Annotated in this window: 18 protein-coding genes and 1 riboswitch; of the genes, 10 read left to right on the top strand and 8 right to left on the bottom strand. The window is 72.3% G+C overall.

The features are described from left to right. Positions 1-323 precede the first annotated feature (323 nt). Together ACIRPX_RS24470 and ACIRPX_RS24465 are read left to right on the top strand one after the other, a co-directional pair. Positions 324-1,190 (top strand): esterase/lipase family protein, encoded by an 867-nt coding sequence (locus tag ACIRPX_RS24470; RefSeq protein ID WP_404198304.1) that lies wholly within the window; start codon positions 324-326, stop codon positions 1,188-1,190. Between the two features lie 236 nt (positions 1,191-1,426). Then, complete coding sequence (locus ACIRPX_RS24465; protein WP_404198536.1) at positions 1,427-3,013, top strand: M23 family metallopeptidase; 1,587 nt, start codon at positions 1,427-1,429, stop codon at positions 3,011-3,013. A gap of 145 nt (positions 3,014-3,158) precedes the next feature. Here ACIRPX_RS24465 and pcrA read toward each other — a convergent pair whose 3' ends face one another. Further along, positions 3,159-5,645 carry a DNA helicase PcrA gene (pcrA, locus tag ACIRPX_RS24460; RefSeq protein WP_404198302.1) on the bottom strand — a complete coding sequence of 829 codons (2,487 nt, stop codon included), beginning with the start codon at positions 5,643-5,645 and terminating at the stop codon, positions 3,159-3,161. A gap of 924 nt (positions 5,646-6,569) precedes the next feature. After that, positions 6,570-6,740: riboswitch (cyclic di-AMP (ydaO/yuaA leader) on the top strand. A gap of 7 nt (positions 6,741-6,747) precedes the next feature. On the opposite strand from pcrA, the gene ACIRPX_RS24455 reads away from it, so the two are divergent. Together ACIRPX_RS24455 and ACIRPX_RS24450 are read left to right on the top strand one after the other, a co-directional pair. After that, complete coding sequence (locus tag ACIRPX_RS24455; protein ID WP_404198299.1) at positions 6,748-7,920, top strand: NlpC/P60 family protein; 1,173 nt, start codon at positions 6,748-6,750, stop codon at positions 7,918-7,920. A gap of 92 nt (positions 7,921-8,012) precedes the next feature. Beyond that, positions 8,013-8,987, top strand: coding sequence for a tellurite resistance/C4-dicarboxylate transporter family protein (locus ACIRPX_RS24450; RefSeq protein ID WP_404198297.1), 975 nt, complete (start codon positions 8,013-8,015; stop codon positions 8,985-8,987). Here the strand turns inward: ACIRPX_RS24450 and ACIRPX_RS24445 are convergent. Then, positions 8,965-9,318: a hypothetical protein gene (locus ACIRPX_RS24445; protein WP_404198294.1), complete on the bottom strand. Its 354-nt coding sequence runs from the start codon at positions 9,316-9,318 to the stop codon at positions 8,965-8,967. The two genes, ACIRPX_RS24450 and ACIRPX_RS24445, sit on opposite strands and share 23 nt — an antisense overlap. Positions 9,319-9,729: 411 nt before the next feature. Between ACIRPX_RS24445 and ACIRPX_RS24440 the strand changes: the two genes are divergently transcribed. Further along, positions 9,730-10,806 (top strand): NlpC/P60 family protein, encoded by a 1,077-nt coding sequence (locus ACIRPX_RS24440; protein ID WP_404198292.1) that lies wholly within the window; start codon positions 9,730-9,732, stop codon positions 10,804-10,806. A gap of 56 nt (positions 10,807-10,862) precedes the next feature. Here ACIRPX_RS24440 and ACIRPX_RS24435 read toward each other — a convergent pair whose 3' ends face one another. Further along, a complete protein-coding gene (locus tag ACIRPX_RS24435; protein ID WP_404198289.1) occupies positions 10,863-11,609 on the bottom strand; it encodes a LuxR C-terminal-related transcriptional regulator in 747 nt (248 codons plus the stop codon). Further along, the gene (locus ACIRPX_RS24430; protein WP_404198287.1) at positions 11,609-12,898 is read right to left on the bottom strand and encodes a PspC domain-containing protein; all 1,290 of its coding nucleotides are present in this window, start codon (positions 12,896-12,898) and stop codon (positions 11,609-11,611) included. The genes ACIRPX_RS24435 and ACIRPX_RS24430 overlap by 1 nt, the downstream gene beginning before the upstream one ends. A 179-nt stretch (positions 12,899-13,077) precedes the next feature. On the opposite strand from ACIRPX_RS24430, the gene ACIRPX_RS24425 reads away from it, so the two are divergent. Further along, positions 13,078-14,514: a PspC domain-containing protein gene (locus ACIRPX_RS24425; RefSeq protein WP_404198284.1), complete on the top strand. Its 1,437-nt coding sequence runs from the start codon at positions 13,078-13,080 to the stop codon at positions 14,512-14,514. Next, on the top strand, positions 14,501-14,743 hold the full coding sequence (locus ACIRPX_RS24420; RefSeq protein WP_404198282.1) for a hypothetical protein: 243 nt from the start codon (positions 14,501-14,503) through the stop codon (positions 14,741-14,743). Before ACIRPX_RS24425 ends, ACIRPX_RS24420 begins: the two co-directional genes overlap by 14 nt. A 90-nt stretch (positions 14,744-14,833) precedes the next feature. On the opposite strand, the gene ACIRPX_RS24415 is transcribed toward ACIRPX_RS24420, so the two are convergent. After that, positions 14,834-15,364 carry a DoxX family protein gene (locus tag ACIRPX_RS24415; protein ID WP_404198279.1) on the bottom strand — a complete coding sequence of 177 codons (531 nt, stop codon included), beginning with the start codon at positions 15,362-15,364 and terminating at the stop codon, positions 14,834-14,836. Positions 15,365-15,498: 134 nt separating this feature from the next. Beyond that, the gene (locus ACIRPX_RS24410; RefSeq protein ID WP_404198276.1) at positions 15,499-16,782 is read right to left on the bottom strand and encodes a hypothetical protein; all 1,284 of its coding nucleotides are present in this window, start codon (positions 16,780-16,782) and stop codon (positions 15,499-15,501) included. Positions 16,783-16,963: 181 nt separating this feature from the next. Here ACIRPX_RS24410 and ACIRPX_RS24405 point away from each other — a divergent pair, with 181 nt between their 5' ends. Further along, complete coding sequence (locus tag ACIRPX_RS24405) at positions 16,964-17,842, top strand: DUF4429 domain-containing protein (RefSeq protein WP_404198273.1); 879 nt, start codon at positions 16,964-16,966, stop codon at positions 17,840-17,842. 39 nt (positions 17,843-17,881) lie between these two features. Here the strand turns inward: ACIRPX_RS24405 and ACIRPX_RS24400 are convergent, their stop codons facing one another. Beyond that, entirely contained in the window at positions 17,882-18,691 is an 810-nt protein-coding gene (locus ACIRPX_RS24400; RefSeq protein ID WP_404198271.1) for a class II aldolase/adducin family protein, read from the bottom strand. Positions 18,692-18,829: 138 nt separating this feature from the next. On the opposite strand from ACIRPX_RS24400, the gene ACIRPX_RS24395 reads away from it, so the two are divergent. Further along, positions 18,830-19,303: a pyridoxamine 5'-phosphate oxidase family protein gene (locus ACIRPX_RS24395; protein WP_404198268.1), complete on the top strand. Its 474-nt coding sequence runs from the start codon at positions 18,830-18,832 to the stop codon at positions 19,301-19,303. 4 nt (positions 19,304-19,307) lie between these two features. Here ACIRPX_RS24395 and guaA read toward each other — a convergent pair whose 3' ends face one another. Continuing rightward, on the bottom strand, positions 19,308-20,888 hold the full coding sequence (gene guaA / locus ACIRPX_RS24390) for a glutamine-hydrolyzing GMP synthase (RefSeq protein WP_404198266.1): 1,581 nt from the start codon (positions 20,886-20,888) through the stop codon (positions 19,308-19,310). A gap of 318 nt (positions 20,889-21,206) precedes the next feature. Between guaA and ACIRPX_RS24385 the strand changes: the two genes are divergently transcribed. Beyond that, a complete protein-coding gene (locus tag ACIRPX_RS24385; RefSeq protein WP_404198263.1) occupies positions 21,207-21,494 on the top strand; it encodes a chorismate mutase in 288 nt (95 codons plus the stop codon). Positions 21,495-21,680 lie beyond the last annotated feature (186 nt).

Raw genomic sequence — 21,680 nt, 5'->3', positions numbered from 1 at the left:
CCCCGACGGGTACGGAGGTACCCGCGCCCAGCAGGGAAGTGAACGAACGTTATCGCCAGCATCCCGCAACCCGCAGTTTCGCGGTCCAGACCGAGGGGGAAATCACACGATGGGACACGTTCACCGCGCGGCGTTCCAGCGGGAGCACGCGCGACAGGAGCCGCAATGAGGTCGCCGAACCACGGCACCGCAGAAGCGCGGGCCGTGGCGGTGCGGCGCGTCGGCGACGGCGGGACAGGGCCGCCGACCGCCTCCCTCGCGGCTTCCCACGAGGGCACACGGGGGACAGAGGCGTCCTCCTGCGTGCCGACAGGAGGTCGGCCATGAAGGTCACCAGGGCAGCACTGCCCTTTCCGGCGCTCTGCCACATGCTGTTTCCGAGCAGGCTGGCGGGGCTCTCACTGGCCCTGCTGAAGGCGACCGCCCTGGAGCTCGCGATCCTCGCGGGCCACCTCCTGCTCTATCCCACCGGCATCACCGCGGAACGCCGAGGACCATCGTCCCCCCTCCCCTCGCCGGACGGCGCCGCGCAGCTGCCGACCGGGAGCAGGACGCCCGTCGTCCTGCTGCACGGCTTCATCGACAACCGCTCGGTCTTCGTGCTGCTGCGCCGCAGCCTCGCCCAGCACGGCAGGCAGCAGGTGGAGTCGCTCAACTACTCGCCGCTGACCTGCGACGTCCGCACCGCGGCCGAGCTGCTCGGCCGGCACATAGAGGAGATCTGCGAGCGCACGGGCAGCAGGCAGGTCGACATCGTCGGGCACAGCCTCGGCGGGCTGATCGCGCGCTACTACGTGCAGCGGCTCGGCGGCGACATCCGCGTGCGCACCCTGGTCACGCTGGGCACCCCGCACTCCGGGACCCGGGTGGTGCCGCTGGCCAACGCGCACCCGATCGTGCGCCAGATGCGCCCCGGCTCGCAGCTGCTCGAGGAGCTGACCCGGCCCGCGCCGGGCTGCCGTACGCACTTCGTCAGCTTCTGGAGCGATCTCGACCACCTGATGGACCCGCTGGAGACCGCCTGCATCGACCACCCGGACCTGATGGTGCAGAACGTCCGGGTGAGCGGGATCGGTCATCTGGCCCTGCCCGTGCACCCCGCCGTCGCGACCGGCATATGCCAGGCTCTCGACGCCGAGCGGACAGGAGCCGAAGCCGCCGCCCACACCGGCGGCCTGACCGTGGCGTGACAGCGGCGCGACAGGCGCCCCTCAGGGATCTCACATCGAACGGCGCTCGAACACTCGACCAAGGCCGCGTCCGCACTCCGCCGAAACACGGCCGAATGCCCGTTTCCTGCACGCCCGAAACCAGTTGAAGATTGTCGCGCCCGCATACCGCCGGGTACAGTCGCCGCACTGCTCTGGCAGCCCCTGTTGTCGAGGCGAAAGAGAAGTTGGTGAACGACCGTCACCCGTCGGGGACCATGACCACCCCGGCTACGGCTTCCGATGCCGCCTCGGCGCACTTCGCGCCCTATGGCACGCAGGAGGGCCAGTACGGCGACTTCACCACGTACGGCGACCACGACGCCAGCGGTTTTACGGCCGCCGGGCATCCGGCCGCGACGGCGGCCTTCGACGCCGACCCCCTCTTCGGCAGCCTCCCGGGCGACGGCACCGGTTCCTACGACGCGTCCTCGTGGGGCGCGGGCCACCAGAGCGCGCACTACGACGCGTACGCGGCCGGGCACCACGCCGCCTACGACACCGGCACCTACGACTCGGGCACCTACGGCACCGCCGTCCACGACTCCGGCGCCTACGGGACGAACGCCTGGTCCTTCGGCCACCAGCAGCCGCTCGGGGTCATCCCGCCGCAGTCCACCGGCCACGACGTCTCCGGCCAGTGGGACGCGAGCGCCTGGCTCCAGCCCGATCAGCAGGGCCACGCCGCCGACCGGACCCAGCACTGGGAATGGGGCACGCAGACCTTCGAGACCGGCGCGTACGACGCCACGCAGTGGAACTCCGACGGCGAGCGGTCCGCAGAACCGTTCGACCAGCAGTCGACCGCCGTGTTCGAGCAGGCCGAACCGGACGCGTACACGGAACACGGCTCGTACACGGAACACGACTCGTACGGGGAGCACGCCTCGTACGCGGAGCAGGACGGCTACGCGGAGCACGATCCGTACGCGGAGCAGCACCCGTACGAGGAACTCGGCCAGGACGACGGCGCGGGCACCACGGGTGAACTCCCCGCCGTGCCGCCGCTGCTCGACGACCAGGAAGAGGTCGTGCCGGTTCCGGCGTCGCGCACCGCCGCGCGCGGCGCGTCCCGCTCCCGCCGCCGCGCCCCCGCCCGACGCTCCGCGCTGCTGACCGTCGCGGTGCCCTCGGCCTGTGTGATGGGCGTGGCCGGTATCGCCGCCGCCTCCGTGGGCACCTTCAGCGACGGCAAGGACACCGCGACGACCGCGTCGGACGCGCACGCGGTGAAGCCGTCCTCCGCCAACAACAAGCTGGACAGCCAGCTGCAGAGCCTGTCCGCGGGGGCCGACGACTTCGCCGACCGGGCCAGCCGTACGCAGGAGCGCATCGACCTCAAGGCGGAGCAGGCGGCCGAGAAGAAGAAGGCGGCCGAGGAGGCCGCCCGCAAGGAGCGCCTGCGCCCCAAGTTCATGCTGCCGGTGACCCAGAAGGGCCTCAGCGCCTACTTCGGCCAGGCCGGCGTCAACTGGATGTCCGTGCACACCGGCATCGACTTCCCGGTCTCGTACGGCACGACGGTGATGGCCGCGACCGACGGCACCGTCCGTACGCAGTGGAACAACGCGTACGGGAACATGATGATCGTGACCGCGAAGGACGGCACGGAGACGTGGTACTGCCACCTCTCCAGCTATCGCGTCTCCTCCGGCACGGAGGTGAAGGCCGGCACGCCGATCGCGTACTCCGGCAACTCGGGCAACTCGACCGGCCCGCATCTGCACTTCGAGGTCCGGCCGGGCGGCGGCGCGGCGGTCGACCCGCTGCCGTGGCTGCGCAGCCACGGTCTCGACCCGACGTAAGAGACGTAGAGACGCCAAGACGTAGAGGCGTCGAGACGTAGAGACGCGAAGACGGCGAAACGCGAAGACGCGGAGACGTCGTGGACCTGATTTCACGTGCCGGTGACGTGCCCCCGCCGTCGGGCGGGGGCTCGGCCGCGTGGAGCTACAGCTTCTCGACGGGCGCGTACCGCAGCAGCAGCCGCTTCGGCTTCGCGTCGCCGAAGTCGATCGTCGCCTCGGCGTTCCCGCCCGTGCCCTTCACGGCGACGACCGTGCCCAGCCCGAACTGGTCGTGGGTGACCCGGTCGCCGACGGCCAGCGAGACCACCGGTTTGTCGGAGGCGCGGCTGGTGGCGAAGCCGGACGCGCCCGACGCCGAGGAGCGCGAGCGGGAGGACGACAGGGAGGCGGCCACGCCGGACGCCGGGCCGGAGGAGACCGGGGCGGTGGCGCCCGTCCGCTTCCAGTCGACGTGCTGGGCCGGGATCTCCTCCAGGAAACGGGAGGGCGGGTTGTACGACGGCTGGCCCCAGGCGCTGCGCAGGGACGAGCGCGTGAGGTAGAGCCGTTCCCGCGCGCGTGTGATGCCCACGTACGCGAGGCGCCGCTCCTCCTCCAGCTCCTTCGTCTGGCCGAGGGCGCGCATGTGCGGGAAGACGCCGTCCTCCATGCCGGTCAGGAAGACGACCGGGAACTCGAGGCCCTTGGCGGTGTGCAGGGTCATCAGCGTGATGACGCCGGAGCCGTCCTCCTCCTCGTCCGGGATCTGGTCGGAGTCGGCGACCAGCGCGACCCGCTCCAGGAAGTCGGCGAGCCCGGGGGTCTCCTCCCCCTCGCCGGACTCCTGCTCGAACTCCAGGGCCACGGCGGCGAGTTCCTGGAGGTTCTCGATGCGGGTCTCGTCCTGCGGGTCGGTCGATGCCTGCAACTCGGCCAGATAGCCGGTGCGTTCGAGGATCGCCTCCAGGACGGTCGCGGGGCCCGCGCCGGACTCGGCGACCGTACGGAGGTCCTCCATCAGCGTGTTGAACTTCTTGACGGCGTTGGCGGAGCGCGCCGCCATGCCGTACGCCTCGTCGACGCGGCGCAGCGCCTGCGGGAAGCTGATCTTCTCGCGCTGGGAGAGCGCGTCGATCATCGCTTCCGCGCGCTCGCCGATGCCGCGCTTGGGGACGTTCAGGATCCGGCGCAGCGGGACGGAGTCCTCCGGGTTGGCGAGCACGCGCAGGTAGGCCAGGACGTCCCGGACCTCCTTGCGCTCGTAGAAGCGGACGCCGCCGACGACCTTGTAGGGAAGGCCGACACGGATGAAGACCTCTTCGAAGACACGGGACTGGGCGTTGGTGCGGTAGAAGACGGCGACGTCGCCGGCCTTCGCGTCGCCCGCGTCGGTGAGACGGTCTATCTCGTCGGCGACGAACTGGGCCTCGTCGTGCTCGGTGTCGGCGACGTAGCCCGTGATGCGCGCGCCCGCGCCCGCGTTGGTCCACAGGCTCTTGGGGCGGCGGGACTCGTTGCGCTCGATGACCGCGTTGGCCGCGGTCAGGATGGTCTGCGTGGAGCGGTAGTTCTGCTCCAGCAGGATCGTCGTCGCGTCGGGGTAGTCCTCCTCGAACTGGAGGATGTTGCGGATCGTCGCCCCGCGGAAGGCGTAGATCGACTGGTCCGCGTCACCCACGACGCACAGTTCGGCGGGCGGCAGGTCGTGCTCGCCGGGAGGTACGTCCTCGTCGTGGGCGCCGGTCCCGACCAGCTCCCGTACGAGCGCGTACTGGGCGTGGTTCGTGTCCTGGTACTCGTCGACCAGGACGTGGCGGAAGCGGCGGCGGTAGTGCTCGGCGACGTCCGGGAAGGCGCGCAGCAGATTGACCGTGGTCATGATCAGGTCGTCGAAGTCGAGGGCGTTCGCCTCGCGCAGCCGTGACTGGTACATGGCGTAGGCCTGGGCGAGGGTCTTCTCGAAGCCTTCGGTGGCCTGGGCGGCGAAGTCCTCCTCGTCGACCAGCTCGTTCTTGAGGTTCGAGATCTTGGCGCTGAAGGACTTCGGCGGGTAGCGCTTGGGGTCGAGGTCCAGGTCGCGGCAGACCAGGGCCATCAGGCGCTTGCTGTCCGCGGCGTCGTAGATCGAGAACGACGACGTGAAGCCGAGCTTCTTCGACTCGCGGCGCAGGATGCGCACGCACGCGCTGTGGAAGGTCATCACCCACATCGCGTTCGCGCGCGGGCCGACGAGCTGCTCGACGCGCTCCTTCATCTCGCCCGCGGCCTTGTTGGTGAAGGTGATCGCGAGGATCTGGCCCGGGTGGACGTGCCGCTCGGCGAGCAGGTGGGCGATGCGGTGCGTGAGCACACGGGTCTTGCCGGAGCCGGCGCCGGCCACGATGAGCAGGGGGGTGCCGGCGTGGACGACGGCCGCGCGCTGGTTCTCGTTCAGCCCGTCCAGCAGGGCGGCCGGGTCGAGCACCGGGCGTGGGGCGCCGTCGCGGTAGTACGCCTCCCGGTCCGGCGGCACGTCGAACTTCCCACCGAACAGATCGTCCGGAACCGGCTCCGGTACGTGATCGTCCTCGGGTGGCGGCGGGGACTCCTCCTCGTGCCCGCGAGGGGCCTTGAGGTCCGCCAGGAAGCTGTCGTCAAAGAGGCTGCTCATCGCCATCCGAGTCTAGGGCGCCGCACCGACAGCCCGCCGCCACCCCGGGAACTTCGCCGGATCGGTGACGTGGCGGCCCTCGGAGGCCACGGGTCGCCGGACCTGTCCGCCCGCCGACGCCCCCACACACAGCCCGGCGCCCCCAGCCCGGCGACCCTCACAGCCCGGCGGTCTCCCCCCAGCCCGGCGCCCCCAGCCCGGCGGTCTCCCACAGCCCGGCGCCCCCACCGCCCGCTGTCCAGGTGCGCGCCGTCACGGTCCGCGACCGCTCAGGCGCAGGCGCAGGCGCAGGCGCAGGCGCAGACGCAGACGCGGACGCGGACCTTGCCGTCCCGCGGGCTCACAGCGACGCCGCCCGGGAACGGCGCCTTCACCCCCGTAACCCCCGTACGCCTTCGTGCGAGACCTTGGTCACGCCGCCGGCCAAGAACCGGCCGCCGCAGAGGTCGCCGTGCGCGTCGACGACGGCACCGGTGAGCACGCCGGGGCCGGACGCCCCGCCGCGGGTCCGGCCGCCTGGAGCGCGACCTCCCGCACGCGCGCGGCGGGCTGCGCGGGCTCGCCGTGCGGCTGTGCCTCGGCTCGACGGCGGTGTTCGGCGGCGATGCCGGTCGCGGCCGCCCCCGGACGACCTCGGCGACCGCCGCCGTCAGGCCGGTGCAGGCGGCCTCGGCGATGCACGGACGGCCGATGACCGCGACTGGCTGGAAATTAGCGCTCGGAAGCGGGCACACGACGACAGTTCGGTCACATCATGCACAAATTCCTGCAGATCCTTCCGGGACGACCGCGCCGTGCGCCACCTTGACCAAAGGTCACGAAAATGTATCGGGCATATCGAACATCAACCTTCACAGGGGCCACACGAGTTGGCTACGGTTCCGGGCAGGCCGTACGACCCCCACCGGCGAACGTCGCCGGGCCGCGCGGCCTCCGCCGAGTCCGGTACGCCATCGCGCATCCGGAACCGGGGACCCACCGTTCCCGGGGTGAATCGGCCCGACTCCCGCACGGGGCCCGGACCGTAGGGCAAGCCTTCCGAACCACCCGCCCGAACCCGACAGCTAACCCGGTAGGCGGAACGTGGAAGGAGTCGCCTCCCTTGGCGTCGCACCGCAAGTCCCGCCCCTCAGGTTCGCGCGTCGCAGGCATACGCACCCCCGCTCTCGCCACGGCCGCCCTCACCTCCGTGGCCCTGCTGTCCCAGTCGGCCAACGCCGCCCCCGCGGCCGACGGCAGGCCGAGCGTGGAGGAGGTCGAGAAGAAGGTCGACGACCTCTACCGCCAGGCGGAATCGGCCACCGAGAAGTACAACGCGGCCAAGGAGAAGACCGCCACGCAGCGCAAGCGCGTGGACACCCTCCTGGACGACGTCGCCCAGCGCACCCAGAAGCTCAACGACGAGCGGGAGCGGCTCGGCACCTTCGCCGCGGCCCAGTACCGCACCGGAGCCGCCGCGCCCGACACCGCGACCTTCCTGCTCGCCGACTCCCCGCAGGACTACTTCGACCAGACGCAGCTGATGGGGCGCCTGACCTCACGTCAGAAGAGCGAGGTCGACGACTACTTCACCGAGCAGTCCGCGACGATGAAGAAGCGCGAGCAGGCGTCCAAGGACCTCCAGACGCTCACCACGACACAGAGCGACCTGCGGACCGCCAAGTCCACGGTGCAGAAGAAGCTGTCCGACGCGCGCGAACTGCTGTCGAAGCTGAACGCCGAGGAGAAGGCGCGGCTCGCGGCGATCCAGAAGAAGAAGGAGGAGGAGGCCGCCCGCCAGGCCGCCGAGCTGGCCAAGAAGCAGGCGGCCGCGCAGAAGGCCCAGGAGGAGGCCGCCGCCGCCACCTCCGGCTCGTCCTCGGACTCGGGCTCCACCTCCACGTCGACGTCCACCTCCACCGTCGACTCCACGTACGCCACCAAGGCCGCGAAGGCGCTCGCCTTCGCCCGGGCGCAGATCGGCAAGCCGTACGTCTGGGGCGCCACCGGCCCCGACTCCTACGACTGCTCCGGCCTCACCCAGGCCGCCTGGAAGGCCGCCGGCGTCAGCCTCCCGCGCACCACCTACGACCAGGTCGACGCCGGCACCACGGTCTCCCTCACCGACGCCCAGCCGGGCGACCTGATCTTCTTCTACGACGACATCAGCCACGTCGGCATCTACATCGGCAACGGCATGATGATCCACGCCCCGAAGCCCGGCGCGTACGTCCGCGAGGAGTCGATCTACTACGCCGGCTCGTCGATCATCCACAGCGTGGTGCGGCCCGCCTGAGCCCCGCGCGGGGCACTCCCCCGCGCGTATTTTCCCGCGCCCGCTCGCGTGCCCCTCGGGCAACACCGCGCGCACTGCCTAGCATCACACCCATGTCCGGCCCTGTCTCCGTGCGCGCCTGGTGGGCGCAGCGTCCGCCGGCGGTCGGGGCCGCCGTGACGGCGACCGGCATCCTGTCGGTCGGGCTGCGTCTGACGGCGTACGAGGTGCTGTCGCGGATCGCCCTGGTCCTGGCCTGTGCGGCCTGGCTGGGGCTGGCGGCGGACTCCGGCGTACGCCTCGTGCGGGACCGGGAGAGGTGGTGGGCGGACGCGCGCAGGCCGCAGTCGCTCACCGCCGTCGCGGCGACCGCCGTGCTCGGCACCCGGATCTCCCTGGCCGGGCGGCCCGCCCCGGCCGAGGCCCTGCTCGTGGCGGCGGCCGTGCTGTGGCCGCTGCTGGTCGTCGCGGTCGTGGGGAACTGGCAGCGCCGTATGCCCGGTTCGGTGTTCCTGTGCTGCGTGGCCACGCAGGGGCTCGCGGTGCTCGGCGCCACGCTCGCCGGGACGGAGGCGACGGCCTGGCTCGCGCACGCGGCGCTCGTGCTGTTCGGGCTCGGGCTCGTCCTGTACGGCTTCGCCCTCCCCCGTTTCGACCTGCGGCAGGTGACGGAGGGGTGGGGGGACCACTGGGTGGCGGGCGGCGCGCTCGCCCTCTCGGCGCTCGCCGGATCCGAACTCCTCGCCGCGGACAGTGCGCACCTCTACCTGTGGAACGACGACGACCGCGGCGTACTGCGCGTCGTCACCTCGGCCCTGCTCGTGCTCGATCTGGCCTGGTGCGCCGTGCTGCTCGTGGCCGAGGCGGCCCGGCCGCGGCCGCGCTACGACGCGCGCCGCTGGGCGACGGTCTTCGCGCTCGGGATGACGGCCGCGGCGGTGCTGTCCGCCGCCACGGCCCTGGGGGCCCCGTGGCTGAAGGGGCCTGGGCAGGTGCTGCTGTGGATCGCGGTGGCGGCGTGGGGGGCCGTCGCCGTGGGGGCAGCGGCGGAGGTCCGCGCCGGCCTCAGGTCCACAGCACCGCGATGAAGATGTTCGCCGTGGTGAGCAGGCCGACCAGTCCGAACAGGCTCTTGTCCACCTTCTCGTCGTCCCGCTTGACGTAGACCAGGCCGAGGATGACGACCAGCAGGGCCAGCTTGACGCCGATCTTGATGTTGTCGACGTGCTGGTCGTCGGCCTGGTTGAGGCCGACCAGGATCGCCCCGGTGACCAGCATCGTCAGCGCCCCGTGCAGCATGCCGGGGACGAAGCGGGCCGTGCCCTGCCCCATCGCCTTCATCTGGGTGAGGAAGCCGCCGAGCAGCGCGGCGATGCCGATGATGTGCAGGCCGACGAAGAGATGGATGAGTACGTCCATGAGGCTGGAGCTTAAACAGGGACGCATGGCGCGTCCGACACCGGCCTGCCCTTTCTCCGGCCGTGCATATATGCGGCTCATAGCAGCCCGGGGTACGGCCGTGGCTCGGAACCGGCACATCGGTCAGCGCGCTGCGTGAAGTCGACGGCACGACCCCCCGCTCACGGTCGCAACCGGTCACCCGGCGATCCGGCGCTGGCACTTCCGCACATCGTGTCACCGAACGGTCACGGTCAGGTTTAGCGTCCTGCCCCAGGTGGCCGGCTCCCCACCGCCGCCCGGGCCAGGGGCGGCAGCCGGACACCACCGCCGAGAAGGTCCGGTGGCGGCCCGTTCCCCCTGTGCGGGCCGCCACCGGACGCGTAAAGCCGCCGGGGGACGGGCGGCCGTACGAAAGGACGTGCAGTCCACGTGGCAGCGCACCGCAAGACCGGTCGGCGTTCACTCGGCGGGAGCACGGCCCGCACCGCCTTCACCATCGCCCTGGCGGGCGCGGCGACCGCGACGGGCTTCGACGGCACCGGACACGCGGAGCCCGATCTGACACCGGCCCAGATCAAGGCGAAGGTGGACAAGCTGTACCAGGAGGCGGAGTCCGCCACCCAGAAGTACGACGGCGCGAAGGAGAAGGCGGACGCCGCCGAGCACCGGCTCTCCACCCTGCGGGACGAGGCGGCACGCAAGACGGACAAGCTCAACTCGGAGCGGGACGCGCTGGGTTCGATGGCGGCCGCGCAGTACCGCGACGGCGGTCTCGACCCGGCGGTGCAACTCGCCCTGTCGGACGACCCCGACCGCTATCTCGAGGGCGCCGAGTTCGCCGACCGGGCGGGCACCCGGCAGGCGGCGGCCGTCGCCGGCGTACGCGAACAGCTGCGGGAGATCGAGCGCTTGCGCGGCGCCGCCCGCGTCGAGCTGGCCGGGCTGAAGGCGCGTCAGGCGGAACTGAAGCGGACCAGGACGACGATCACCGGGAAGCTGGACGCGGCACGGCGGCTGCTGGCGCACCTGCCCGCGGCGGAGCGCCAACGGCTCGGCCTCGGCGGCGGCCCGGGCGGCGCGGACCGCGCCTCACGCTCCGGCTCGGCCCCGCGCACCGGTCTGCAACCCTCCGGTTCCGCCGCGGCCGAGGCGCCCACTTCGCGTGCCGCGGCCGCCGTCTCGTACGCCTACTCCAAGCTCGGCAGCCCCTATGTGTGGGGCGCGACCGGCCCGAACGCCTTCGACTGCTCGGGCCTCGTCCAGGCCGCCTACCAATCCGCCGGCATCTCCCTCCCCCGCACGACCTACGCCCAGATCGACGCCGGCCGGCGTGTCTCCCGCTCCGAACTGGCCCCGGGCGACCTGGTGTTCTTCTACTCCGGCATCAGCCACGTGGGCATCTACGTCGGCAACGGCCAGATGATCCACGCCCCGAACCCGTCGGCACCGGTGCGGCTGGCACCGATCGACGAGATGCCGTTCGCGGGGGCGACGCGGATCGTGTGACGCGGGTGGTGCGGGGCGGGCGCGTGACGCGGGCACCCGGCCCCGGCCCCGGCGCCTCAGACCAGCCGGCGGGCCGTCGCCCAGCGGGTCAGCTCGTGCCGGTTCGACAGCTGCAGCTTCCGCAGCACCGCCGAGACATGGGACTCGACCGTCTTGACGGAGATGAAGAGCTGCTTGGCGATCTCCTTGTACGCGTACCCGCGGGCGATCAGCCGCAGCACCTCGCGCTCGCGCTGGGTGAGACGGTCCAGGTCCTCGTCGACGGGAGGAGCGTCCGTGGAGGCGAACGCGTCCAGCACGAAGCCGGCCAGCCGCGGCGAGAAGACGGCGTCGCCCTCCTGCACACGGAAGACGGAGGCGACCAGGTCGGTGCCGGTGATGGTCTTGGTGACGTAGCCGCGCGCACCGCCCCGGATCACGCCGATCACGTCCTCCGCCGCGTCCGACACGGACAGGGCGAGGAAGCGCACGGGCCGCTCGCTGTCGGCCATCAACGCCGCGCAGCGGCGCAGGACTTCGACCCCGCCGCCGCCCGGCAGGTGCACGTCGAGCAGGACCACCTCGGGGCGCGTCGCGGTGATGACCGTGACCGCCTGGTCGACGTCGGCGGCCTCGCCCACGACCTCCACGCCGGTCTCGTCGGTCCGGCCGATCTCGGCCTGCACTCCCGTGCGGAACATGCGGTGGTCGTCGACGAGGACCACGCGCACCCTGCGCTCGCCCGCGCCGCCACCGGCCGGCACCGCGGGCTCGGCGCCCTCGGCCCCGCCCGCCGTACCGTTCGCCTCGGTCGGGTCGCTCATCACGTCTTCTCCGCCCTCTCCATCTCCAGCTCGACCTCCGTGCCGCCGTCGGGCACCGCGCGCAGCCGCGCCGTGCCGCCGTGGCGCTCCATGCGGCCGATGATCGATTCTCTGACGCCCATGCGGTCGTCGGGTATCGAGTCCAGGTCGAAGCCGGGGCCGCGGTCCCGGACCGACACGAACACCGTCCGCCCCTCGACCTCGGCGTAGACCTGCACCGCGCCGCCCTCGCCACCGTACTTGGCGGCGTTCACCATCGCCTCGCGCGCGGCCTGCATCTGCGGGCCGATTCTCTCGTCGAGCGGGCAGTCGCCGACGACGACGACCTCGATGGGGACGCCGTGCTTGTCCTCCACCTCCGCGGCGCTGCGCCGCACCGCGTCGGCGAGCGTGGTGGGTTCGTCGGCCTCTTCCTTGCCGGTGCCCTCGGGCTTGTAGAGCCAGGTGCGCAGGTCGCGCTCCTGGGCGCGGGCGAGGCGGCGCACCTCGCCCGCGTTCTCCGCGTTGCGCTGGATCAGCGTCAGGGTGTGCAGCACGGAGTCGTGGACGTGGGCGGCGACCTCGGCGCGCTCCTGCGCGCGGATACGCATCAGACGCTCCTCGGAGAGGTCCTGGGTCATGCGCACGAGGTACGGCCCCGCGAGGAGCGTTATGCCGACGAGGACCGCGAGGGCCGCCTGCAGGACGGAACCGAGATGGGCGGCGGAGCCCTGGAGCACGAAGATGCCGGAGACGCCGGCGGTGACGAGGAGGACGCCGCCCGCCGCGCGGAGCAGGGTGAGGGTGCGCCGCCGGCTGCCCACCTCGACCCAGCGGGCCCGCCGGACGTTGTCCGCCTGGCGCCAGACCAGGGCGACGCCCGCGCCGACGAGGACGGCGGGCCAGAGGTAGACCTTGGCGCCGCCGCTCAGATTGACGTTGGCCACGAAGATCATGGCGACGACGACCATGAGCAGCAGGGCCACGATCTGGCCCCGGTCCGGCCTGCGGGCGACGAGTCTGCGGCGGCCGTCCGCCGAGGTCTCGGCGGTGACCAGCGACGGGGGTTTCTGGCCGCCCACACCGCCCACGCCGAGCGGCACGAAGAACCAGAACGCGGCATACAGCAGCGCGCCCAGACCGTCCGCCATGAACAGGCCGACGAACACGAGCCGCACCCAGATGACGGGCAGGCCGAGATGCCCGGCGAGCCCCCGCGCCACACCACCCAGCCAGCGTCCGTCGCTGCTGCGGTAGAGCTTGCGCGGCGGCCGCGGTTCGACGAGTGGCGCTGCTGCGGCTTCCGGCATGCCACCGATACTCACACGGTCGGCGTACTAGGGCATCAGGGTCGACCCCCGATACTCCCCTGATCTTCGAACGCCCGGCCCGTCGAACGCTTCCCCGGCTCCGGCTCAGGGGCGATATCAGGGTCCGGCCAGGGTCGTACCGACTCCCGCCGGAGCCGCTCGGCCGTCACCATGGACCCATGACAGATCACGAGCGCGCCGCGACGGGTCCGGGACCCGGCTCCGGCCCGCGCCCCGCCGAGGGTGCCGGGCCGCAGGATGCCGCGCCCGCCGCGGACCCCGCGGCCGGGGCGGGACCCGGCGCGGGCGTGCAGGAGGAGGGGAGCCCGCAGGCGCAGGCCGTGGCCCCCGGCACGTTCCGCCGTGACCGGCGCAACAAGACGCTCGCGGGGGTGTGCGCCGGGCTCGGGCGGCAGTGCGACATGGACCCGGTGATCTTCCGGATCACCCTCGCGGTGCTCTCCGCGACCGGCGGCATCGGCCTGATCTTCTACGGCTTCGCCTGGCTCCTCGTGCCGTACGAGGACGAGGAGGAGAACGAGCTGCGCAAGCTACTGACCGGCCGCGTCGACGGCCAGGCGCTGGCGGCCGTGCTGTTCGCGCTGGTCGGCTGCGGGGTCTTCCTGACGATGCTGAAGAACGGCGGGGTGCTGGCCTTCGCCGTCGTCCTCTCCCTGCTCCTCGCCGGCGCCGGGTACTGGTCGCGGCAGCGCGGGACCCTCGATCCCGACCCGCTCGCCGCCCAGGCCGCCGCCGACGCCCCGCCGGAGGCACAGGCCCCGCCGGTGCCCGCGGCCTACCCGTCGTGGTGGCGCGACCCCATCGTCAAGGACGGCACGCACGACGGGGGCACGGGCTACCTGTGGGGCCCCCGCGACTCCCGCGACCGGGACATCGCCGCCGCGGTCAACATCAGCCTGGGCAACTCCTGGACCGACCGCGCCGGCACACGGGCCGCGCGCCCCACGGTGCAGAAGCCACGCGGCCCCCGCTGGATCGGTGGCTGGATCTTCCTGCTCGCCCTGCTCGCGGGCGGCCTCACCACCCGCCTGACGTGGGACGACCATGCGCTGGGCACCAGCCTGCAGGCCGGGTTCGCCGCCGCGCTGATCGTCTTCGGCCTGGGCGTCGCCGTCAGCGCGTTCCTGGGGCGGACGGGCGCGGGTTCGGTCTTCCTGGCCGTCGTCACCGCGGGCCTGCTCGCGGCGTCGGCCGCGCTGCCCAAGGACATCGACACCCACTGGATACGCACGACATGGCAGCCGGCCGCGGTCGCGGACGTCCGGCCGAAGTACCAGCTCGGCAGTGGCGTCGGCACCCTGGACCTGAGCCGCCTGCGGGCGGCGAAGGGGGAGACGGTGAGCACGAGCGCCGAGGTCGGCGCGGGGCGGCTGAAGGTGATCGTGCCGAGGGACGCGGCGGTGAAGCTCAGCATCGACGTGGGCGTGGGCGACATCCAGTTGCCGGGTGACGGCCGCAAGGACGTGGACGTGGAGCCGGGCAAGCACAAGGAGCTGACCCTGCCGCCGGTCACGGGTGGCAGGAACACCGGCAGGCTCGACCTCGATCTGAGGGTCGGCGTCGGACAGGCGGAGGTGAGCCGTGCTGCGTCATGAGTTCCAGCCGGGGAGGCTGGTCGCCGGGTTCTTCCTCGCCACTGCGGGCGTGGTCTTCGCCGGGGACGCGGGCGGGCTGTGGGAGACACCGTGGTTCGCGGTGATCCCGATGGTCGTGGGCGGGCTCTGCCTCGGCGGGGCCGCGGGGGTGGTCAGCCGGGGCATACGCAGGCGCCGGGCCACCGCCCGGCCGGCGGACCCGGCGCAGGCACCGCTGGACGCCTCGTGAGGAGAGGGGCGGCCAGGTGGGGCGGCCGCCGTGGCGCGGCCCCGGGTCAGGCCCGGGGACCCGCCACCGGTGGCCCCCGCCGAACAGGGGCTACCGGTAACCTCCCGCCCGCTGCCTCCGCCGCGCGCGCAGGGCCGCGTCCAGGGAGAACACGGAGGCGCCCGCGAGGACGAGAGGCAGCCAGGCCATCAGGTAGGCGAGATCGTTGCCGTAGTAGTACGGGTCCGAGGCCCAGCTGACCGTGAGCCAGAGGCTGAGGGAGATCAGCGCGCCGCCGAGCGCCGCGAGGCGGGCGAGCAGTCCGATCAGGGTGCCGATGCCGACGGCCAGTTCACCGAGGGCGATGGCGTAGCCGAAGCCCACCGGGTTCTTCAGGGCCATGTCGACCATCGCCGGGATCGCGGCGCTGTCGCGGACCTGGTGCATCAGGTCGCCGATGGAGCCGGCACCGGACGCCTTCAGGAAGGCGCTGTTGGTGAGCTTGTCCAGGCCCGCGTAGATGAAGGTGACGCCGAGGAAGACGCGGAGTGGAAGGAGGGCGTACCGGGTGGCGGTGTCGCGCCAGGTCCGGTCGCCCTCGAGGTAGGGGGTGTGCGTGTCCGTGCGCATGCCGTGAGTCATCGCTTCGCCTCTCGCCCGCAGTGCCGGGACCCCTCAGAAGACGATACGTACGTAAGGGACGGTGCGCTCAATCCGTTCGTACCGATTTCCGGCCCCGTGCCAGGTGGCCGTCCCCGGTGTCCCGGCAGGTCACATCAGTCCGTCACGTCGATCGCGTACTGGTTGGTCTCCACCCCCGCGGCGGTCACCACTTGCACCTCGACCCTCCCCGGTTCCACGTCCACCGGGACGGGCACGGTCAGGACGGCGTCCGTCGGGTTGCTGAAGCCTCCGGCGACGGGGACCAGGGGCACATGGACGTTGACCGCGCCGATACGGACCACCATCCGTGTGAGCCGGTCGGCGCCCTGTGCGCCGGGAGGCACGAATCCGGCGCCGCGGATCTCGATGTCGTCGCCGGTGCGGATGGGGGCGTCGAGGTCACCGGCCTCCCGGGCGCGCACCACGGAGAGGATCACCGGACGGCCGCCCTCGGCGTACTTGCCGGCCACGTAGGTCGCCGCGGACACCAGCACCAGCACCGCGAGCCCCCAGGGAAGGTCCGGGAGCTGGTCGGGGCGGCGGGCCAGCCGCACCACGGCGAAGACGACGGCGACGGCGCTGATCACGACGTACTGGATGTCGGCGAAGGTGCCCCGGCCCGCGTCGTCGGTGAGCAGGTCGGCGGAGCGGGGCCGGTCCGCCCGGACCTTCTGCAGCCGCTGGCCCAGGACCCGCAGCCCCACGACGCGCCGCACCAGCACGGCGACGGCGCAGAGCACGGCGAGGACGGTGACGACGCCGGCGCCGCGGGCGAGGTCGAGGCCGGAGATCAGCGCGTCGCGCTCCGCGTGGCCGGAGGCCATGGCGAGGCGCCCGGCGAGGACGAGCACGGCGTAGCCGACGAACAGCACCCAGGCCGCGGCCACCGTGCGGGAGGTGGACAGGCGGTTGTCCTCGCCGATGACGGGCGCCAGCACGCCGCCGCGCGCGCGGTGGAACCAGGACGCGGCGGTCAGCGCGCCACCGGTGACCACGGCCGCCACCAGGCCGGCCGTGCGGGCCGGCGTCCAGCCCGCGCCGATCGCGGTCAGCGCCTGCACCAGCAGCAGGGCCAGCACCAGCGCCCACACCGTGCACGCCGTCCGGCGCCACAGGCGGGCCAGCCACGCCTCGCCCTCGGCGCGGCCGCGTTCGGCGACGAGCTCGGCGGACTGGCGCAGCTCCTCCGAGACCCACTGGCGGGAGGCCGAGGCCGAGTGGGCCACCGCGGCCGGCAGCCCCTGTCCGGCCGCGAACCCGTCGCGCAGCAGGAGGAACTCCGCGACCGCGCGCCGGTGCCCCGCCCGCGCCCCGTGCGGGCAGTCCCCGCAGGTGCAGCCGCCTCCATGGACGCCGCCCGGCGCGTCCGCGCCGCCTCTCGCCTCCTGCACCGCCACGCCCGACGCCCGCCTTCCCTCAGCCCTGCCGCCGGCGCCTTGAGGCCGTCGGCCCAGGTCCGGCAACTCCCGTTTGATGACAGCGAATTGTGCCCTACACCACCCGCCACGCGTCCGGCAGGTCCGGTCGACGCGGGTGAAGCGGAGGCCGCCGTGTTGACCCGGCTGCGAGAATTTCCCTATGGCCGAGATCATCCAGCGGGACGGGACCTGGGCCTTCGACGGCACCACGGTCAGGATCACGCCGGGTCTCCACCGCTCCGTGCCACTGTTCCGGCAGACGTACGGGGAGGTCGCCGTACCCCTCGAAGCCGTCGCGGGCGTGGTCTTCGAACCCGAGCGCAAGCGCGGACGGCTGCGGATGCGGCTGCGCGAGGGGGCGGATCCGCTGCTCCAGGCGACCGGCGGGCGGCTGCCGGATCCGGCCGATCCGTACCGGCTGGTGGTGGACGTGGACCGGGCCGGGGTCGCCGAGTACGTCGCCGAGGAGATCCGCCGGGCACTGATGCTGGACCAGATCCCCAAGGAGCCGACCAAGGCCTATCTGCTGCCCGGGCCGCCCGTCCCGGTCTCCGTCCGCTCCTCCGACGGCACCATCTCCTTCGACGGCAGCCAGGTGCGCATCGACTGGGCCGACACCTCCGACCGGGTCAAGCGGGCGACCGGGCCGCGCATCATCTCGGTGACCGATCTGGTGCAGGTCGAGTGGCTGCCCAACTCCGGGTACGAGGACGGCTTCCTGCGCTTCGTGACCCGGGAGACGGCGTTCTCCAAACTGCCGCCGGAGAAGGACCCCTACGCCCTGGACCTGTGGGGCAGCGCCCGGCGCGACCTGCTCACCGCACTCGTCGCCACCGCGATCACGGCCCGTCTGCCGCACCCGTCCACCCGCGGCGGCGAGTTGGTCGACCGGCGCCGGCAGGCGGCTCTGGCGCCCCCGGCCGACCACCACGACGTACTCCTTCGGCGGTTGCGGGAGTTGGGCGAGCTGCACCGGGACGGGGTGCTCACGGACGAGGAGTTCGCGATGACCAAGGCGGCCGTGCTGCGCGGTTTCTAGTGCCGCGACCGGGTTGGTGGCGCAGGGCGGCACGCGTGCTCAGCTCAGCAGATCGGGCTCGCCGCGGCTGACGTCCTGCCACAGGGGCTGGTAGTTGATCCACGCGACCAGGTCGCCGCCGAGCTGTTCGCGGGTCGCCACCGCCGCCCGGTGGTCGATCAGGAGCGGGCGCCCGGCGGCCTTGGCGGTGAGCTGCACCTGGGCGGAACGCTCCATGGACACGAACCACCAGGCCGCGGCGTCCACCGAGTCGCCGACCGTCAGCAGGCCGTGGTTGCGCAGGACGAGCGCCTTGCGGGTGCCGAGCGCGGTGGCGATACGGCGGCCTTCCTCGGCGTCCACGGCGACACCGGTGTAGGCGTCGTAGAGGGCGTGGTCCTCGTAGAAGGCGCAGCTCTCCTGGGTGATCGGGTCGAGCAGCTCGCCGAGCGCGGACAGGGCGCGGCCGTGCACGGAGTGGCAGTGGGCCACCGAGACGACGTCCGGGCGGGCGGCGTGGACCTGGGAGTGGACGGTGAAGGCGGCCTGGTTGACGTGGTAGCGGCCCTCGATCACCTGCCCCTCCGAGTTGGCGAGCACCAGGTCGCTCACGGTGACGTGCTGGAAGGGCATCCCGAACGGGTTGACCCAGAAACAGTCGCTGTACTCGGGGTCGCGCGCCGTGATGTGCCCCGAGACGCCGTCCTCGAAGCCGAGCCGCCCGAAGATCCGCAGCGCGCCCGCGAGCCGCTCCTTGCGGTGGCGCCGCTCGTCGTCGACCGAGTCGTGCATCGGCGGCATCGCGAACCGGAGCCGGTCGGACGGGAGGGCGGGGGGCGGAGTGGGCCCGGCCCCGGGGGTGCCGTGCATGTGTCCTCCAGGACTGGATTGTTCTACGGGGCGGAAGTTACCGCCGGTCAGCGAAGGAGAACAGAGCTGTGGGGTAAAGATGCCGCGCGCGGCCGATACCCGACAGCGGATGTCCGGTATCGGCACGAGACTCTGCGTATGGCATGGAACTGGGCGGCCTTCGCCGCCGCCGCACCCGAACTGGCGACGATCGCCGAAGAACGCTTCGGCGCCTTCACCCACCACGTGCTCGCCACCCTGCGCGGGGACGGCTCCCCGCGCACCAGCGGTCTGGAGGTCCGCTTCCTGGACGGCGAGCTCTGGCTCGGCATGATGCCGGACTCGCTCAAGGCACGGGACCTGCGGCGTGACCCGCGGTTCGCGCTGCAGGCGAACCCGGGCCCCGGAAAGGACCCGGGCCCCGGAGACATCCGGATCGGCGGACGCGCGGTGGAGGTCGAGGACCGGGCGGCGAAGGCGGCGTACGCACAAGAGGTGGAACCGCCGGAGCCGTTCCACCTCTTCCGCACCGAGCTGACGGAGGTCGTACGGACCTACGTCGAGGACGACACGTATCTGGTCGTCCAGGTCTGGAAGCCCGATGAGCCGGTGCGCACGCTCAAACGGACCTAGGGGACTACTCCCACTCGATGGTGCCCGGCGGCTTCGACGTCACGTCGAGCACCACCCGGTTGACGTCCGCGACCTCGTTGGTGATCCGCGTGGAGATCCGGGCGAGGACGTCGTACGGCAGCCGCGACCAGTCGGCCGTCATGGCGTCCTCGCTGGAGACCGGGCGCAGCACGATCGGGTGGCCGTAGGTGCGGCCGTCGCCCTGGACGCCGACGCTGCGCACGTCCGCGAGCAGGACCACCGGGCACTGCCAGATGTCGCGGTCGAGGCCGGCCGCGGTCAGCTCCTCGCGGGCGATCGCGTCGGCCTCGCGCAGCAGGTCGAGGCGCTCCTTGGTGACCTCGCCGACGATGCGGATGCCGAGGCCCGGCCCCGGGAAGGGCTGGCGCTGGACGATCTCGTCCGGCAGGCCGAGCTCCTGGCCGACCATCCGGACCTCGTCCTTGAAGAGCTTGCGCAGCGGCTCGACGAGCCGGAACTCGAGGTCCTCGGGCAGGCCGCCCACGTTGTGGTGGGACTTGATGTTGGCGGTGCCGGTGCCGCCGCCGGACTCGACGACGTCCGGGTAGAGCGTGCCCTGCACCAGGAACTCCACCGCCGGGCCCTCGTCCGCGATGATCTCCGCCTGCGCCTGCTCGAAGACGCGGATGAACTCGCGGCCGATGATCTTCCGCTTCTGCTCCGGGTCCGAGACGCCCTTCAGGGCGGTCAGGAAGCGCTCCTCGGCGTCGACGACCTTCAGCTGGACGCCGGTCGCGGCCACGAAGTCCTTCTCGACCTGCTCCGTCTCGCCCTTGCGCATCAGACCGTGGTCGACGTAGACGCAGGTCAGCTGGGAGCCGATGGCCTTCTGCACGAGGGCCGCGGCCACGGCGGAGTCGACGCCGCCGGACAGGCCGCAGATGGCGCGCCGGTCGCCGACCTGCGCGCGGATCGCGGCGACCTGCTCGTCGATGACGTTGCCGGTGGTCCAGTCGGGGCTGAGTCCCGCGCCCCGGTACAGGAAGTGCTCCAGCACCTGCTGGCCGTGCGTGGAGTGCATGACCTCGGGGTGGTACTGGACGCCGTAGAGCTTCTTCTCGTCGTTCTCGAAGGCGGCGACCGGGACGACCTCGGTGGAGGCGGTGACGGTGAAGCCCTCGGGGGCGGCGGAGCAGGCGTCGCCGTGCGACATCCACACGTGCTGCTCGGCCGGGGTGCCCTCGAAGAGGGTGGAGGACGACTTCGACACGTGCAGATCGGTACGGCCGTACTCGCGGGCGCCGGTGTTGTCCACCGTGCCGCCGAGGGAGCGCGCCATCAGCTGGAATCCGTAGCACATGCCGAACACGGGGACGCCGGCCTCGAAGATCGCGCGGTCGAGGCCGGGGGCGCCCTCCTCGTAGACCGACGAGGGACCGCCGGAGAGGATGATCGCCGCCGGGTTCCTGGCGAGCATCTCGGCGACCGGCATGGTGCTCGGCACGATCTCGCTGTAGACCCGGGCCTCGCGGACGCGACGGGCGATGAGCTGGGCGTACTGCGCGCCGAAGTCGACCACCAGGACGGTGTCGGGGGCGGCGGCAGCGGGGGTCGCTGATGACACGGGGTGCCTTCCGGCGGTGGGGCGGGGGTCTTGTGGTTGCCGATTCTACCGGGGTGGCCGTGGGCCACCTCCCCGCCCGGATGGTGGACGCGGCTTGGACGCGGCCTCCTGCCCGTGCATACTGACCCCATGTTCACGCGGACGACCTTCTTCTTTACCTATGGCGACCGGCCCACCGGCTGCCATGGTCGTGCCGCTTGAGCAACTGACGAGCGACTTCCCAGGCGCCCCGGGCCGACAAGGTCCGGGGCGCCTGGCGTTTCACCGGATCCTGCCGTTCCGGGGCACCGCCCTCCGACCCTCCGAGGAGCCCCCGACATGACCGCCGTGGCGAACGAGAAGACCGGTGCCCGCACCACCGAGGCCGCCGACGTGATCACCGGCGCCCGTGAGCGCATCGACGCGCTCGACGACCGGATCATCGGCCTGATCCAGGAACGGATGGCCGTCTCCGCGGTCATCCAGGAGGCGCGCATCGCCTCCGGCGGGCGGCGCGTGAACCTCTCCCGCGAGATGGAGGTGCTCGGCCACTACAGCGACGCCCTCGGCAGGCCCGGCACGGCGCTCGCCATGACGCTGCTCGAACTGTGCCGCGGTCGTATCTGAGTTCGGGCCACCTCTCACCCGTACGGCGCGTGACCGCCCCGCGGACCCCTTCGTTGTGGAGGTGTCCGTGTCAGCCAGGGGCGGGCCCGAAAGAACCACGCGTGGCTTGCTGGAGCGATGAGACGCACGGGTCGTGCCGTACGTCGTGGGACCTCGCTCCAGGGATGTGACCGGACGGCAGGGGAC

This window comes from Streptomyces sp. NPDC101225, assembly GCF_044767585.1.
Taxonomy (GTDB): domain Bacteria; phylum Actinomycetota; class Actinomycetes; order Streptomycetales; family Streptomycetaceae; genus Streptomyces.
The sequence above is the reverse complement of the archived record's forward strand: the minus strand, read 5'-3'. Positions and strand labels throughout refer to the sequence as shown.

Coding starts and splice junctions, on each gene's coding strand:
- ACIRPX_RS24425 (WP_404198284.1), top strand. CDS start 13,078: ATGACAGATCACGAGCGCGCCGCGACGGGTCCGGGACCCGGCTCCGGC.
- ACIRPX_RS24415 (WP_404198279.1), bottom strand. CDS start 15,364: ATGACTCACGGCATGCGCACGGACACGCACACCCCCTACCTCGAGGGC.
- ACIRPX_RS24470 (WP_404198304.1), top strand. CDS start 324: ATGAAGGTCACCAGGGCAGCACTGCCCTTTCCGGCGCTCTGCCACATG.
- ACIRPX_RS24405 (WP_404198273.1), top strand. CDS start 16,964: ATGGCCGAGATCATCCAGCGGGACGGGACCTGGGCCTTCGACGGCACC.
- ACIRPX_RS24430 (WP_404198287.1), bottom strand. CDS start 12,898: ATGCCGGAAGCCGCAGCAGCGCCACTCGTCGAACCGCGGCCGCCGCGC.
- ACIRPX_RS24400 (WP_404198271.1), bottom strand. CDS start 18,691: ATGCACGGCACCCCCGGGGCCGGGCCCACTCCGCCCCCCGCCCTCCCG.
- pcrA (WP_404198302.1), bottom strand. CDS start 5,645: ATGAGCAGCCTCTTTGACGACAGCTTCCTGGCGGACCTCAAGGCCCCT.
- ACIRPX_RS24465 (WP_404198536.1), top strand. CDS start 1,427: ATGACCACCCCGGCTACGGCTTCCGATGCCGCCTCGGCGCACTTCGCG.
- ACIRPX_RS24395 (WP_404198268.1), top strand. CDS start 18,830: ATGGCATGGAACTGGGCGGCCTTCGCCGCCGCCGCACCCGAACTGGCG.
- ACIRPX_RS24445 (WP_404198294.1), bottom strand. CDS start 9,318: ATGGACGTACTCATCCATCTCTTCGTCGGCCTGCACATCATCGGCATC.
- ACIRPX_RS24450 (WP_404198297.1), top strand. CDS start 8,013: ATGTCCGGCCCTGTCTCCGTGCGCGCCTGGTGGGCGCAGCGTCCGCCG.
- ACIRPX_RS24385 (WP_404198263.1), top strand. CDS start 21,207: ATGACCGCCGTGGCGAACGAGAAGACCGGTGCCCGCACCACCGAGGCC.
- ACIRPX_RS24435 (WP_404198289.1), bottom strand. CDS start 11,609: ATGAGCGACCCGACCGAGGCGAACGGTACGGCGGGCGGGGCCGAGGGC.